Origin of the sequence: Edwardsiella ictaluri ATCC 33202, from assembly GCF_000264785.1 — a bacterium.
In the GTDB taxonomy this organism is placed as follows: Bacteria; Pseudomonadota; Gammaproteobacteria; order Enterobacterales; family Enterobacteriaceae; genus Edwardsiella; species Edwardsiella ictaluri.
Genome location: NZ_AFJI01000024.1, coordinates 1 through 15190, shown reverse-complemented (window position 1 = coordinate 15190; position 15190 = coordinate 1). Strand labels below are relative to the sequence as shown.

General features: G+C 55.0%; 15 protein-coding genes, 1 tRNA gene and 1 rRNA gene. 7 read left to right on the top strand and 10 right to left on the bottom strand.

What is annotated here, in order from left to right:
• Positions 1-30: 30 nt before the first annotated feature.
• The 3 genes from glnG (at position 31) to EIEH_RS02985 (ending at position 3546) form a co-directional block, all read left to right on the top strand.
• Positions 31-1446 (top strand): nitrogen regulation protein NR(I), encoded by a 1416-nt coding sequence (gene glnG, locus EIEH_RS02990; protein WP_015873015.1) that lies wholly within the window; start codon positions 31-33, stop codon positions 1444-1446.
• Positions 1447-1536: 90 nt separating this feature from the next.
• Entirely contained in the window at positions 1537-1662 is a 126-nt protein-coding gene (locus EIEH_RS18780) for a YshB family small membrane protein (protein ID WP_226092371.1), read from the top strand.
• Between the two features lie 225 nt (positions 1663-1887).
• Positions 1888-3546: a putative transporter gene (locus tag EIEH_RS02985; protein ID WP_015873017.1), complete on the top strand. Its 1659-nt coding sequence runs from the start codon at positions 1888-1890 to the stop codon at positions 3544-3546.
• 59 nt (positions 3547-3605) lie between these two features.
• Here EIEH_RS02985 and hemN read toward each other — a convergent pair whose 3' ends face one another.
• From hemN to yihI, 3 genes are read right to left on the bottom strand one after another with little or no spacing between them, the layout of a single operon-like run.
• Positions 3606-4979: an oxygen-independent coproporphyrinogen III oxidase gene (gene hemN / locus EIEH_RS02980; RefSeq protein WP_015873018.1), complete on the bottom strand. Its 1374-nt coding sequence runs from the start codon at positions 4977-4979 to the stop codon at positions 3606-3608.
• 6 nt (positions 4980-4985) lie between these two features.
• Positions 4986-5159 carry a hypothetical protein gene (locus EIEH_RS17215; RefSeq protein WP_015873019.1) on the bottom strand — a complete coding sequence of 58 codons (174 nt, stop codon included), beginning with the start codon at positions 5157-5159 and terminating at the stop codon, positions 4986-4988.
• Positions 5160-5165: 6 nt separating this feature from the next.
• Positions 5166-5696 carry a Der GTPase-activating protein YihI gene (gene yihI / locus EIEH_RS02975; protein WP_015873020.1) on the bottom strand — a complete coding sequence of 177 codons (531 nt, stop codon included), beginning with the start codon at positions 5694-5696 and terminating at the stop codon, positions 5166-5168.
• A gap of 669 nt (positions 5697-6365) precedes the next feature.
• On the opposite strand from yihI, the gene yihA reads away from it, so the two are divergent.
• Positions 6366-7019 (top strand): ribosome biogenesis GTP-binding protein YihA/YsxC, encoded by a 654-nt coding sequence (gene yihA / locus EIEH_RS02970; RefSeq protein WP_015873021.1) that lies wholly within the window; start codon positions 6366-6368, stop codon positions 7017-7019.
• A gap of 203 nt (positions 7020-7222) precedes the next feature.
• Here the strand turns inward: yihA and spfP are convergent, their stop codons facing one another.
• Both spfP and polA read right to left on the bottom strand, forming a co-directional pair.
• Complete coding sequence (gene spfP / locus EIEH_RS20180) at positions 7223-7270, bottom strand: small protein SpfP (RefSeq protein ID WP_071892919.1); 48 nt, start codon at positions 7268-7270, stop codon at positions 7223-7225.
• 160 nt (positions 7271-7430) lie between these two features.
• On the bottom strand, positions 7431-10223 hold the full coding sequence (gene polA / locus EIEH_RS02965) for a DNA polymerase I (RefSeq protein ID WP_015873022.1): 2793 nt from the start codon (positions 10221-10223) through the stop codon (positions 7431-7433).
• A gap of 449 nt (positions 10224-10672) precedes the next feature.
• On the opposite strand from polA, the gene EIEH_RS02960 reads away from it, so the two are divergent.
• A complete protein-coding gene (locus EIEH_RS02960) occupies positions 10673-11590 on the top strand; it encodes an acyltransferase (RefSeq protein ID WP_035608616.1) in 918 nt (305 codons plus the stop codon).
• 58 nt (positions 11591-11648) lie between these two features.
• Here the strand turns inward: EIEH_RS02960 and dsbA are convergent, their stop codons facing one another.
• The 3 genes from dsbA to EIEH_RS02945 are packed head-to-tail and all read right to left on the bottom strand — an operon-like array spanning position 11649 to position 13563.
• Positions 11649-12272, bottom strand: coding sequence for a thiol:disulfide interchange protein DsbA (gene dsbA, locus EIEH_RS02955; RefSeq protein ID WP_015873025.1), 624 nt, complete (start codon positions 12270-12272; stop codon positions 11649-11651).
• A gap of 30 nt (positions 12273-12302) precedes the next feature.
• Entirely contained in the window at positions 12303-13289 is a 987-nt protein-coding gene (locus EIEH_RS02950) for a serine/threonine protein kinase (RefSeq protein WP_015873026.1), read from the bottom strand.
• 4 nt (positions 13290-13293) lie between these two features.
• Complete coding sequence (locus tag EIEH_RS02945; RefSeq protein WP_015873027.1) at positions 13294-13563, bottom strand: YihD family protein; 270 nt, start codon at positions 13561-13563, stop codon at positions 13294-13296.
• A gap of 172 nt (positions 13564-13735) precedes the next feature.
• Here EIEH_RS02945 and mobA point away from each other — a divergent pair, with 172 nt between their 5' ends.
• Both mobA and mobB read left to right on the top strand, forming a co-directional pair.
• Positions 13736-14320: a molybdenum cofactor guanylyltransferase MobA gene (gene mobA, locus EIEH_RS02940; protein WP_035608613.1), complete on the top strand. Its 585-nt coding sequence runs from the start codon at positions 13736-13738 to the stop codon at positions 14318-14320.
• The gene (gene mobB / locus EIEH_RS02935; protein WP_049640970.1) at positions 14281-14835 is read left to right on the top strand and encodes a molybdopterin-guanine dinucleotide biosynthesis protein MobB; all 555 of its coding nucleotides are present in this window, start codon (positions 14281-14283) and stop codon (positions 14833-14835) included. The genes mobA and mobB overlap by 40 nt, the downstream gene beginning before the upstream one ends.
• 112 nt (positions 14836-14947) lie before the next feature.
• Here mobB and rrf read toward each other — a convergent pair.
• Together rrf and EIEH_RS02925 are read right to left on the bottom strand one after the other, a co-directional pair.
• Positions 14948-15063: ribosomal RNA gene (gene rrf, locus EIEH_RS02930) — 5S ribosomal RNA — on the bottom strand.
• A gap of 34 nt (positions 15064-15097) precedes the next feature.
• Positions 15098-15173, bottom strand: a tRNA-Thr gene (locus tag EIEH_RS02925).
• Positions 15174-15190: the final 17 nt, after the last annotated feature.

Genomic DNA, 15190 nt, shown 5'->3' with positions numbered 1-15190 from the left:
CCCCTCACGCAACAGGTGGTCACCATGACAATGCAACCGGGTCTCGTCTGGATCGTCGACGATGACAGTGCCATCCGCTGGGTCTTAGAGCGCGCGCTGACCGGCGCAGGTTTACGCTGCGCCACATTTGAAAATGGTCAGGCGGTTCTGACGGCGATGAGCGCCCAGACGCCGGACGTTCTACTGTCAGACATCCGCATGCCCGGTATGGACGGGCTGGCCCTGCTACAGCAGATAAAAATGCGCCATCCGTTGCTTCCGGTCATCATTATGACGGCCCATTCCGATCTGGATGCCGCGGTCAGCGCCTACCAGCAGGGCGCCTTTGATTATCTGCCCAAACCGTTCGATATTGACGAAGCCGTCGCGCTCGTCGAACGCGCTATCAGCCACTATCAGGAGCAGCAGCAGCCAGCACGCCAGACGCCAGGAAGCGATCCCAGCGCCGATATTATTGGCGAAGCAGCGGCGATGCAGGATGTCTTTCGCATTATCGGGCGCCTGTCACGCTCCTCCATCAGCGTGCTGATCAATGGGGAGTCGGGCACCGGAAAAGAGCTGGTCGCCCATGCGTTGCACCGCCACAGCCCGCGTGCCAAGGGGCCATTTATTGCCCTGAACATGGCGGCCATTCCGCGCGATCTGATCGAATCCGAGCTGTTCGGCCATGAAAAAGGCGCCTTTACCGGTGCCAGCCAGATCCGCCAGGGACGCTTTGAGCAAGCGGACGGCGGGACACTATTCCTCGATGAAATCGGCGACATGCCGTTGGACGTTCAGACCCGCCTGCTGCGCGTACTGGCCGACGGACAGTTTTATCGCATCGGTGGCTATGCGCCGGTCAGGGTCGATGTGCGCATCGTCGCCGCGACCCATCAGAATCTGGAACAGCGGGTACAAGAGGGGAAGTTCCGCGAAGATCTCTTCCACCGCCTCAACGTTATCCGCATACATCTTCCGCCGCTGCGTGAGCGGCGCGAGGATATTCCCCGCCTGGCTCGCCATTTTCTCAAAGTGGCCGCACAGGAGCTGGGCGTCGAGGCCAAAGTGCTCAGCCCGGAGGCCGAAGCGGCTCTGATCCGTCTACCGTGGCCTGGCAATGTGCGCCAGCTGGAGAATACCTGCCGCTGGCTGACGGTCATGGCCGCAGGCCAAGAGGTGTTGACGCAGGATCTGCCGGCGGAGCTGTTTGAGCGCGCGCGCGATGAACGCCAGCCGGTGATACTCCCGCCGGACAGCTGGCCACGGCTGCTGAGTCAGTGGGCGGAGCATGCCCTGCAGAGCGGCCAGCAGGATCTGCTGGCCGAAGCCCTGCCGGAAATGGAGCGTACGCTGCTGCACTGCGCCCTGCACCACACTCATGGCCATAAACAAGAGGCGGCCAGGCTGCTGGGATGGGGCCGCAATACCCTGACCCGCAAGCTGAAAGAGCTGGGAATGGAGTAATGATGGGGAGAGGACACCCTCGGTTAAAAACGAGGCCGTGCGCACAAAAAAACGGCAGTCGCGATCGTTATACCACCACGCGGGAGAATAATGATGATCGATTCGCTGTGCGCCATGGTTTCCCACGGCACCGGACTCAACGCCAGCGGCGGGCCACCATCGCATGCCTCCATTGCCGCTGTGCTGTGCGTCGCGCAGCTCCACCTGTTGGGATAACCCTCTCTACGTCCAGGAGATGGCCATCATGATAGCGCGCCTTGGGCCCTTCAGTCCCCCGGGAGAATATCTGCTAGGATATCCACTAAATATCCGGGCTGTGTCGTGTGACACAGTCTATTTACCAACGCTCTGTAACAATATACAGGTGAGTTTTCCGTTACCCCAGCAGATCATCCGGTCGCGCGCGTTTCACCGGAGTCGTTTAATTATCAAGGATGTATCATGAGCGATATCGCCCTTACGGTCAGTATGTTATCACTGGTCGCTGTGCTTGGGTTGTGGATTGGTAACTGGCGGATCTACGGCGTCGGTCTGGGGATTGGCGGCGTCCTGTTCGGCGGGATCATCGTCGGCCATTTTGCCCAGCGCTACCAGCTGGATCTCAACAGTGATATGCTGCATTTTATTCAAGAGTTTGGCCTGATCCTGTTTGTCTACAGCATCGGTATTCAGGTAGGCCCCGGCTTTTTCTCCTCGCTACGCGTTTCCGGCCTGCGCCTCAATGCCTTTGCCGTCCTAATGGTACTGATAAGCGGGCTGATTACCGCCGCCATTCACAAGCTATTTGCCGTCCCCTTGCCGATTATTCTCGGGATCTTCTCCGGTGCCGTCACTAACACCCCCGCGCTGGGTGCCGGGCAGCAGATATTAACCGATCTGGGGTCCAACCCGTCCCAAATAGATCTGATGGGAATGGGCTACGCCATGGCCTATCCCTTTGGCATCTGCGGCATTCTGCTGGTGATTTGGCTGATACGCCTGCTGTTTCGCATCAATATCGACGCCGAAGCACGTGACTTCGACTCACGCAACGGTCATAGCCACGAGCTGCTGCAAACCATGAATATCATGGTGCGCAACCCCAACCTGAGTGGACTGTCCATACAGGAGGTGCCGATCCTGAATAGTGATACCATCGTCTGCTCACGCCTCAAGCGCGGTGATTTCCTCATGGTGCCACTGCCCACCACCCAGATCGAAAGCGGCGATCTGCTCCATCTGGTGGGGCAAAAGCAGGAGCTGGAAAACGCCAGGCTGGTGATCGGCGAACAGGTTGACACCTCGCTGTCCACCCGCGGAACCGAGCTGCAGGTCAGCCGTGTCGTGGTCACCAACGAGAGGGTTCTGGGAAAAAAGATCCGCGATCTCAACCTGAAGCAAAGGTACGATGTCGTGATCTCGCGGCTTAACCGCGCCGGTGTCGAGCTGGTGGCCGGTAACAATGCGACGCTGCAGTTCGGCGATATTCTCAATCTGGTTGGTCGGCCTCAGGCGATCGATGCCGTCGCTGCCATCGTCGGTAACGCCCAGCAAAAGCTGCAGCAGGTGCAGATGCTGCCGGTCTTTATCGGTATCGGGCTGGGCGTTCTGCTGGGGTCGGTTCCGCTGTTCATTCCTGGCTTCCCGGCGGCGCTCAAGCTGGGGCTGGCCGGCGGGCCGCTGGTGGTCGCTCTGATTCTGGGCCGTATCGGCAGCATCGGTAAGCTGTACTGGTTTATGCCGCCCAGCGCCAACCTGGCGCTACGCGAACTGGGGATCGTGCTGTTCCTGGCGGTCGTCGGGCTAAAGTCCGGCGGCAACTTCATCGACACGCTGCTCAACGGCGAAGGGGTCACCTGGATTGGCTATGGGATCCTGATCACCGCTATCCCGCTGCTCACGGCAGCGCTCCTGGCACGTCTGATGATTAAGATGAACTATCTGACGCTCTGCGGCATGCTGGCAGGGGCGATGACCGATCCCCCGGCGCTGGCCTTCGCCAACGGCCTACACGCCACCAGCGGGGCTGCAGCGCTCTCCTACGCCACGGTCTACCCTCTGGCGATGTTCCTGCGCATTATGTCGCCCCAGCTGCTGGCGCTGCTGTTCTGGAGCGTCTGAACCGCTAAGCCTAAAACGACAATCCCCGGCGTGCCGGGGATTGTCGTTTTAGGCTGGCGTCAGATGACGCGCGAAAACTGCTTCATTCGGGCCTGATGACGCAGATACACATCAAAGCACATGCAGATATTCCGGATCAGCAAACGACCGCGCGGCGTGACGTTAATCGCCGTCTCACCCAGCTCGACCAACCCATCCTGCGCCAGCGGACGCAACAGCACCAGATCCTCGACGAAATAATCCACAAAGCGAATGCCGTACTGCTGCTCTATCGGCGCGAAATCCAGGCGGAAATTACAGATAAGCCCCTTAATCACATCGCGGCGAATGCAGTCATCCCGGCTCATGGCCAGCCCGCGCCACAGCGCGTTGCCCTGCGCCTCAACCGCGGCATAGTACTCCTTCAGCACCTTGCGATTTTGGGCATAGCTATCCCCGATCATGCTAATCGCCGATACGCCCAACCCCAGCAAATCACTGTCGCCCTGCGTGGTATATCCCTGAAAGTTGCGATGCAGTTTACCGGCGCGCTGGGCCACCGCCAGCTCATCGTCACGGTGGGCGAAGTGATCCATTCCGATAAACTGGTATCCCACGCTGGTCAGCGTCGCGATACTCTGCTGCAGAATAGCCAGCTTATGGTCTGCGCTGGGTAGATCGGCATCCTTAATCTTACGCTGAGCAGCAAACAGCTTGGGCATGTGTGCATAGTTAAAAATGCTGAGTCGATCGGGATTCAGCTCAATCACCTTTTGCAGCGTAAAACCGAAGCTCTCCGGCGTCTGGCGGGGCAGACCATAAATCAGGTCGATATTGGTTGAGGTAAAGCCGATTTCCCGCGCGTGGTGCAGCAGAGAAAAGATAAACGCCTCATCCTGCTCGCGGTTGACCAACGTCTGTACGGTCTTATTGAAGTCCTGAACCCCCATGCTCAGGCGGTTAAACCCTTCTTGACGAAGGTGATCCAGCACATCCAGCGCAATCTCCCGCGGATCGATCTCTATCGAAATCTCCGCCTGAGGCGCAAAGGTAAAATGGCGACGCAGCAGCATCATCAGGCGGCTAATCTGCGCCTTATTGAGAAAGGTCGGCGTACCGCCGCCCCAATGCAGCTGGCTCACCGTCCGCCCTGCAAACAGCGGCGCGCGAGCAGCGATCTCCAGCGCCAGCTTATCCAAATACTCGTCGGCCTTGTGGGACTGACGGGTCACAATCTTATTACAGCCGCAGAAGTAGCACAGCTTATGGCAGAACGGGATATGCACGTAAAGGGAAAGCGCCCGCTCGGGATAGCGGGCTACGGCGCGCAGAAAGGCCGCCTCATCAAAGAGTTCATTAAACTCCAGCGCGGTGGGGTACGAGGTATAGCGCGGCCCGGAATAGTTATATTTCTGGATCAGGGCCAAATCCCAGACGATAGTCTGTTCTGACATGGATGCTCACTCCTTATTCTGTTTTCTCCTGACTGTGCGCAGTGGAGAAGCCGACGGCCTGCCGTAACGCATGGCGGCCCGTTGCCAGCGCGCTTTGCGCTGCGACAGCCGCCATAGTTTAGCCAATAACCACAGCAGATAACATGTGAGCATCAGGCCGATGGCCAGAATCAGGCTCATCCGGCATCAGATAGCATCTTTTGGGCTACCGCGGCGCAGCAGCTGCATAATGTCTTCCTGTTCCGGCACGTCGTCCTCATCATCTTCCAGCTCAATACCCAGCTCTTCCATCAGCGCATCGATGCGATCCAGCATCTCGTCCACATAGCGCTGCTCTTCGCCATTCAGCGTCGCGCCATCTTCCAGACGCTCCAGCAGAGCATCCAGACGCTGATCGTTTTCCAGACGCGCCAGCTCCTCTTCCGGGGAGAGCGCCTTCTTCACCTCTGGCTGTACCGGCGACTGCGGACGGCGCAGCGCTATCGCCTGGCTATCGACCACCAACGTAACCGGCGTCTTGCTGCCGAGGCGCGGATCGCGTCCTACGCGGCTACCTCCCTTCCCATCCTGAGCCGCACTGTCACTATTGCGAGCGCCCGGCTTATGGCCGCGGTGCTTTTTCTGGCGTTTGCGCTCGCGTCCTTCCAGATCCAGCTCCTGACGGGTTTTACGTGTTTTTTTGGCTTTAACGGCCTTTGATTTATTCACCGGACTCATAACTTATACTCTTGATCAGAGATGTCGAAAACTGCGGCGAAATCTATCAGAAAGGCCGCAAAGAAAAAAGGCGACAGCCTAAACTGTCGCCTTAATTTTATACCTTCTGCAGAAGGATATTCACACTAATCATCCCTAACGGCAAACAACGTCCCGGTTTATCCCTTTGCGGCGGTGCTCCCTGCCCTCATCCCTAAGGCAAACTCCCTCTCCGCCCGAAGGCGGTAGCCCACTCCCGGGCCAGATACATCCCTGTGACAAACATCCTGTCTGTCGCGCCACATCCTGTGGCCGGTCTCCTTACCCCGACGCATTATCCTTAACGCTCCCAGGGCATCGTCATCCTGACGAAGAGTCCGTTTTAGGCTGCATCCCTGCGCTGGAATTAATCTATCTTACTGAGGGTAAAGAACAATAAGCGAAATTGCGTCTCGATAGCCGATCGATATCACACAATTAATGTAATCATTTGAATATCAATAATTAAAAAATAAAACCCTTACAGAACGATACGCCATTATCTGATGACGCTATAGTCGATCGCTTACGTGGAGACGGGCTGACGGCTTACGCCATCCATGCCGGTGATACACGGATTTATACGCCCTTTCCCATCATTATGGTTATAATTCCTGCCATTATTCCTCCAGCAACAGGGAGACGATCCTCTTGGCCCGTCAAACTTACAACTACCATGTGACGCACTTCGTCACCAGCGCCCCCGATATTCGCCACCTGCCGGAAGATACCGGTATTGAAGTGGCGTTTGCCGGGCGATCCAACGCTGGGAAATCCAGCGCGCTCAATACACTGACCAATCAAAAAAGCCTGGCGCGCACCAGTAAAACGCCGGGACGTACCCAGCTCATCAACCTGTTCGAGGTTGAGGATGGCATTCGCCTTGTCGATCTGCCTGGCTATGGCTACGCCGAAGTCCCGGAAGAGATGAAGCGTAAATGGCAGCAGGCGTTGGGAGAGTATCTGCAGAAACGGCAGTGCCTGAAGGGATTGGTCGTACTGATGGATATCCGACACCCGCTAAAAGATCTCGATCAGCAGATGATCGCCTGGGCGGTAGAGGTTGGCCTGCCTGTATTGCTGCTGTTAACCAAGGCCGATAAATTGGCCTCTGGCGCCCGCAAGGCGCAGCTGAATATGGTGCGAGAGGCGGTGCTGCCGTTTATGGGCGACATCCAGGTCGACGCATTCTCCTCCCTCAAAAAGTTTGGCGTCGATAAGCTGAGAGATAAGCTGGATACCTGGTTCAGCGAGATCACGCCTCAGCAGGCGGACAAGGACGACGATCCCAGCATCGGCGAGTAATAACTCCCTGATGTATCGATACAATTAGCCGCGAGAGCGGCTTTTTTATGCTATTTTTCAGCAAAATATAAAAATAAGCGCATCAACTTATGCGGCGACACACGCACACGGCGCCAGCGAAGAGTTATATGCGGTTATATTTCAACTGACTTTTCTTTATACAAAAAAAACGCCCCAGTCATAAAGACCGGGGCGGCTAATAATCAGCCAAATCCGATTACGTGAAGTAAAAGGTCTGAAAGATAGAACATCTTACCTCTGTACCCTACTCTGACAACTGTACAACATTTTATGTATCAATCAACCTTTTTGTTGTTTACTTACAAAAAACGCCGTTTTAATCCGCAAAACCCATCAATAAACGCATTTTTTATGTAAATTAATTACATAACAGGATTAAATATTCACATTTTAGTGAGCTTGATCCCAATTTTCACCACAACCAATATCAACTTTTAATGGAACCGCCAGCGACAGGCTATTTTCCATTAGTACACGAACCTGACAGACCACCGCCTCAACCTGAGACTCTGGCACTTCAAATACCAGTTCATCGTGTACCTGCATAATCATACGAACCTCCAGCTGGGTCTCCTGTAGCCAGCCATCAACGGCAATCATGGCCCGTTTAATGATATCGGCCGCCGTTCCCTGCATCGGCGCGTTAATCGCGGCACGCTCCGCCGCTTTACGGCGCATACCGTTGCGCGCGTTGATCTCGGGCAGATAGAGCCGACGGCCATCCAGCGTTTCAACATAGCCCTGATCCGATGCCAGCTGGCGGGTGCGCTCCATATAGGCCAGCACGCCCGGATAGCGCTCAAAGTAGAGATCCATATAGCGTTGGGCTTCGCCGCGGCCAATGTTCAGCTGACGAGCCAGACCAAAAGCGCTCATACCATAAATCAGGCCAAAGTTAATCGCCTTAGCGCTGCGGCGCTGATCGGCGCTCACCGCCTCTAACGGCAAGCCAAAGACCTCTGCCGCCGTGGCGCGATGGATATCTTTCCCTGCCGCAAATGCCTGCAGCAGCCCTTTGTCTCCCGATAAGTGTGCCATTATGCGCAGCTCAATCTGTGAGTAATCCGCCGCCACAATCCGGCTGCCGACCGGCGCGATGAAAGCCTGACGGATGCGCCGCCCTTCGTCGCTGCGCACGGGGATATTCTGCAGGTTAGGATCGCTGGATGACAGACGGCCTGTCGCGGTGACGGCCTGATGATAGGAGGTATGTACCCGGCCCGTCAGCGGATTAACCATCAGCGGTAACTTATCGGTGTAGGTACTCTTCAGCTTGGCCAGCGTGCGGTACTCCAGGATTACCTGTGGCAACGCATACCCCTGCTCGGCCAGCTCAACCAGCACCTCTTCATTGGTTGATGGCGCTCCGCCCGGCGTTTTCTTCAATACCGGCAGCTGCTGCTTCTCAAACAGAATACTCTGCAGCTGTTTGGTCGATGACAGATTAAATGGCTCTCCAGCCTCGCTATGCGCCTGCTGCTCCAGCGCCTCCAGCCGTACCGCCAGCTCCTGTGAATGTTGACCCAGAATCGCGCTGTCGATCAACACCCCGGTACGCTCCATCCGCGACAGCACCGGAACCAACGGCATATCAATATCGCGGAAAATATGGCTCGGACCAGACTCTCCCTCCAGCATCGGCCACAAATGCTGATGCAGCTGCAGGGTAACATCGGCATCCTCTGCGGCATACTCCGACGCCTGCTCCAGCGGGATTTGATTGAACGTCAGCTGACCTTTTCCTTTACCGGCAATCTCTTCAAACGTAATCGTTTTATGGTCGAGATGGCGAGCAGATAGGCTATCCATATCATGGCGCCCAGCAACGCTATTGAGCACATAGGACTCCAACATGGTATCAAATGCCACGCCGCGCAGCGTGATACCATAGCGCGCCATAACGCCAATATCATACTTCAGGTTCTGACCAATCTTGGCTATCCCTTCATCCTCCAGCAGCGGCTGTAGGCGCGCCAGAACATACTGACGATCGAGCTGATGCGGCGCATCCAGGTAGTCATGGGCCAGCGGGATGTAACATGCCTGCCCCGGCTTATCGGCGCAGGAGATCCCCACCAGATTGGCCGACAGTACATCCAGCGAATCGGTCTCAGTATCAAAGGCAAAGCTCCCGGCCTGGCGCAGGCGCGTAATCAATGCCTCCAGCGCGGCCTCATCGAGGATCGTTTGGTAGCCCTCGCGCGTCAGCGTCACGAAAACCTCCGGCGCAAGCGCCGCAGGTGTGTCAGCGATTTTATTCCCCCGCGTTTTACGACCGCCTGTCGCCCCTGTTAGCCAAGAGCCCTCCTGCACATCGCTCAGCCATCGCTTAAACTCATAGCGGCTGAACAACTGGTGCAGCGTCTCACTATCCAGCACTTTAATGGCCAAATCGTCGCCCCCCTGCGCCAGATCAACGTCGGTCTTAATGGTCGCCAACAGGTAGGAAAGATCGGCCTTTTCTTTATTCAACAGCAGCTTGGCTCCCATAGTCTTCGCGCCACGAAAGCTCAGGGTAGCCACCCGATCGAGATCATCATAAATCGTCTTCAGGCTGCCAATGCCCTGCAACAGCGCCTGCGCCGTCTTCTCACCTACGCCGGGGACGCCGGGAATATTGTCAGAGGCATCGCCCATCAGCGCTAAAAAGTCGATGATCAGCGACGGCGGCACCCCATATTTGTCACACACCTCCTGAGGTCCCAGAACAGTGTTGGTCATCGTATTGATAAGCGTGATATTCGGTGTTACCAGCTGCGCCATATCCTTGTCGCCGGTGCTGATCAGAACATGCCGCCCCGCCAGCTCAGCGCGGCGCGCCAGCGTGCCGATCACATCGTCCGCCTCCACCCCCGGTACGACCAGCAGCGGTAGCCCCATCGCCTCAACCATCTGGTGCAACGGCGCTATCTGCTCACGCAGATCGTCCGGCATCGGAGGACGATGTGACTTATATTCGGCAAACAGCTCATCGCGAAACGTTTTGCCCTTGGCATCAAACACCACGGCAACATGGCTCGGCTGATATTGTATGATCAGGCTTCGCAGCATATTCAGCACACCATACATAGCCCCGGTAGGCTCCCCGGCGCTATTGGTCAGCGGTGGAAACGCATGATAGGCACGGTAAAGGTATGAGGATCCATCAACCAGGATCAGGGGATTTTCAGCTATCTGGGCCATAATCTGTCTTTGTCGTGGTGGTTATCAAAGTATAAGGATGCCACACCTCAGGTGCGCTGACGAATATTCGGGGAGTTTTATCGCTATCTATGATGCACAACCACACAGAATCAATCTGTGGATAAGTTTGTGAGCAAAAAATAGAACACTTAATACCAAGAAGACTATATATGAAGACTCAATGATTATAATCATTTAAAATCAATGTCATATTCACTTAATACCGAAGGAGTTAATATAAAAAACATAAGGAGTGAACTGTGTATAACTTGAAAAATATAACCAACAGAACCTGACAGTTCGATAAGCGTCATTATAGTATGACCTACTTTTAAAACGGCACAGACTTTTTTACAGAAATATCTTTGAGCGGGACAAAATGTGCCGACTTACGCCTCTATCTGCTAACATTGCAGATCCTATTCTTCCGAGTGCGGTGTGATTTCCCAATGCCAACCCTGACTGCCACGGTGTTGTCTCCTTTTACCTTCGTACTAATAACGCTGTTGGCCATCGTAGTCACCATGGCCTGTTCGCTGCCTATCGTACTATTGGGCGTCATAAAACTTCTGCTGCCGCTACCCGGAGTGAGGCATGCTATTTCCCGATACTCTGATAGGTTGATGTGGTGCTGGTGCCAAGGTTTGGCCGGATTAATGAACCTTAATCCACGACTAAAATGGCACGTCAGCGGCCTAGAGGGGTTAAGTAAGCAAAACTGGTATCTGCTGATCAGCAATCATAACAGCTGGACGGATATTGTAGTGCTGTGTGTATTGCTACGGAATCATATTCCAATGAATAAGTATTTCCTTAAGCAGCAGCTGGCCTGGGTACCTTTTATCGGCCTAGCCTGTTGGGCGTTGGATATGCCTTTCATGCGACGCTATTCCCGCAGCTATCTCCTTAAACACCCGGAGCTGCGCGGTAAGGATATCGAAACGACCCGCCGTTCATGCGAGAAATTTCGCCTGCATCCAACCACTATCGTTAACTTCGTCGAAGGATCACGCTGTACGGAGGAAAAACGCCGCGGCCAAAACTCACCCTATCAGAACCTATTACAGCCCAAGGCTGCGGGCATCGCGTTTACCCTCAGTACCCTTGGCAGCCAGTTTGAGCGAGTGCTTAACGTCACGCTGCTTTACCCGCAGAATGAGCGACGCCCTTTCCTCGATCTCCTCTGCGGACGCATGCAAGGCATCGTCGTACACGTTGAAATACTGCCTATCAGCGATGAAATTCGCGGCGATTATTTCAATAATAAAGACTTCAAACACCAGTTTCAGCTATGGCTGAATACACTTTGGCAGCGTAAGGATCTGCTGATAACACGGCTACGCGAACGTTACCGTCCTACCGTCTAAAGTCTAAAAAACGCCGGAGAGACGATATCCGGCGTGTTGCTCAGGGTCAGTGCGCCGATTACGGCTGGCTCACCAAGAAGTGCACCACATTGGCAAACTGCGCCACATAGTTCGCCATGGAGCTGGTATCCAATCCATCGCTTTTCACCATGTATCTGCCGTTTACAAATACCGCCGGCACACCGCGCAGTTGGAAATCCTCTGCGGCTTTCTCCTGCTGTACCACCAAAGATTTAACCACGAAGCTATTCAGCGCAGCATCATACTCTTGCGGTTTCACTCCGGCCTGAATAAAGACATTGCGAATATCCGCCTCGGTTTTAATACTCTGTGTTTTCTGTAGCGCATCAAACATAGGCTGGGTAATCTTATCCTCAACTCCCAGCGCCATCGCGACAGCCCATGCCTGAGTCAGCTGTTTTCCTAATGGCCCCAGAAACTCTACATGGTATTTTGTCAGCGTTATCCCCTGCGGCAGTTTACCTTCAATAGCCTGGGGAATATGGTAAACCTCAGCAAACTCATAGCAATGCGGACAATAAAACGAGAAGAATTCCAATACCTGCGGCGCACCGTTTACCGGTTTATCCAACGTGGTATATTGTTCCCCGTTAGTAAACTGCGCAGCCGATACGCCAAACGCTATAACCATGCCCAGCAGGGCCAGCCACATCTTTTTCATTATCACTTCTCCATTATTCGGGATCTGTCGTCAATACATCGGCGTTAACTGTAGCGGAGCGGCCTGTAACAGACGGACCTGCTCCTGAAAAACCTGGATCTGACGCAGCCAGAACTGGGTCTCGCCCATCCAGGGAAAACTGCGCGGAAACGCAGGATCCTGCCAGCGACGGCAGATCCAGGCCACATAATGGATCATCCGCATGGCGCGCAGCGGCTCAATCAGCGCCAGCTCGCGCAGATCGAAATTACTGAATTCGCCGTAGGCCTCCAGCAGTACATCCAGCTGTACGCGCTTCTCTGCGTCATCTCCATTCAGTAGCATCCACAAATCCTGGATCGCCGGGCCGTTGCGCGCATCGTCCAGATCGACGAACAGTGGACCATCGCGCCACAGTATATTTCCCGGGTGGCAGTCACCGTGCAGGCGCAGCTGCGGCAAATCATCCCGCCAGCACGGAAGCAACACCGCAATCAGCGTATCTAACGCCGATAGCAACGCAGATCGCTGCGCTTCGGGCACCAGTGGGCTGTCCGCCAGCAGCGCCCGCGGCTGGTAGACATATTCGTCCAGCCCAATGGTAGGCCGACAGCCAAACAGCTGGCGTCGGCCTACCTGATGGATACGCCCCAGATAGCGCCCAACCCACTCCAGCTGGTCGAGGCTATCGACCTCATACTCACGGCCCCCCAGGCTGGGGAAAACAGCAAAGGCATATCCATGGTAGTGATGCAGCGTGGTGCCATTCAGGGACAGCGGAGCCGCCAGCGGGATCTCCTGCGCGGCCAGCTCGGCAGAGAAAGCGTGTTCCTCTGCGATCTGAGCATCGCTCCAACGCTCGGGCCGATAGAATTTCACCACATAGCGCCGTCTCTCCTCATCCATCAGCTGATAGACGCGGTTTTCATAGCTGTTCAGCTCACTGAGACCGGAATCAATGCGGATCCCCGTACTCTCCAGCGCACCCAAGATGAGATCCGGTGTCAGAGTCTGAAAATTAAAGGCCGACGTCGTCATAGCATCAATCTTTAATCACGCCGCGCGCGCGCAGTAGGGCCGTTTTGAAATCCTCTTCATAGTCTTTTTGCAGGCCTGGGATCACCGCGCTCTTCTCACTGTCGCGCATTTTCAGGTGATAGATCAGAATATCATCAGTAAGGTCAGCCAGTGCGCCCTCATAGCCCGCCTCGTCGGCCAGCTTCTGTAAAAACTGCATCAGGTTCAGATCCGGCTCCTGCTGCCAGGCCGGATGGATTAACTCAATAAGCTCATTAACACGATGGCATTTCATAGAGTACGCTCTCTTGTCTATTCACAGGGCTGCTAAAACTAGCAATCCTAATTTAGCAAAGATAGTCGTTTACCGTGTAACACTCACTATTTACAAACTATTACATCATCATTAAAGGGGCGCTATGATAGAGCATCGTTCGACATCTACAGTTTACAGGAGCGCTTTCACAATGCAGGACATTGAGGGGGTTATTTTAGCGGGCGGGCGAGCCACCAGGATGCAGGGTAGAGATAAAGGATTGGTTACACTCAACGCCATACCCCTGTATCAGCAGGTTTTACAACGTCTAGCGCCCCAGGTGTCCCGGGTCGTCATCAGCGCCAATCGAAATCAGCAGACCTACTGGCAAAGCGGCTGCGAAGTGCTCAGCGACCGCATGGCGGACTTTCCTGGCCCCTTGGCCGGCGTGCTAACGGCGCTGGAGCAGTGTCAAACGCCGTGGCTCATCTCTGTTCCCTGCGATGTCCCCTTTATTCCCGCCGATCTGGTCAACGTACTCTGGCAAGGCAAAGGCGACGCCCTCGCAGCCTATATCAACGACGGCGAGCGCTGTCACCCGACGCTCGCCCTATGGCACCGCAGCCTGCTGCCGCAGCTACGCACCTTTCTGCAGCGGGGAGAGCGTAAGCTCATGCTATTCATGCAATGGGTTGATGCGCAGCCCGTACGCTATGCCGATCCCGCGCTCTTTATCAATATTAATAGTCTGCAAGAATGCCAGCAGGCGCAACAACAGGAACACACATCACCGTGACGACCCCACCACTCTTGGGCATTGCCGCCTACAGCGGCACCGGAAAAACCACGCTGCTGAAACAGCTGATTCCCAGCCTAAAAGCCCGGGGGATCCGCATCGCCCTGATCAAGCACACCCATCACGATATGGATGTCGATACCCCGGGTAAAGACAGCTATGAGCTGCGTAAGGCCGGGGCAGATCAAACACTGGTCGCCAGCGATCTACGCTGGGCATTGATGAGCGAAACGCAGGAGAGGCAGCCGCTGGACTTACGCTTTCTGGCCTCACGCATCGATGCCAGGCGCTGCGATTTAATTCTGGTCGAGGGATTTAAACATGAACATATTGCCAAAATAGCGCTTTACCGGCACGCGGTTGGCAAACCCTTTAGCGGCCTTATCGACAAGTACGTCATTGCGTTGGCCAGCGATAGCCGTCATGACTGCGCCGTCCCATTCCTGGATATTAATAACCCCGGTGAAATTGCAGCCTTCATCCAGCGTTGGTTAAAGCAACAAGCTAAAGGATAAGGAGATAACACCTGTGTATAAAAAGACCGCCAACGGCGGTTTTTCACAGGATCTGGCCGGGCTTCAGACGCAAAAAAGCCGCTCATTGAGCGGCTTTTTTGCTTTATTTAATGCTTGGCAGTTCCCTACTCTCGCATGGGGAGACCCCACACTACCATCGGCGCTACGGCGTTTCACTTCTGAGTTCGGCATGGAGTCAGGTGGGACCACCGCGCTATCGCCGCCAAGCAAATTCTTTTTGCCGAACAAAACCCCGAAAAAGTGGTGCTGATACCCAGAATCGAACTGGGGACCTCACCCTTACCAAGGGTGCGCTCTACCGACTGAGCCATATCAGCACACTAAATTTGATGCC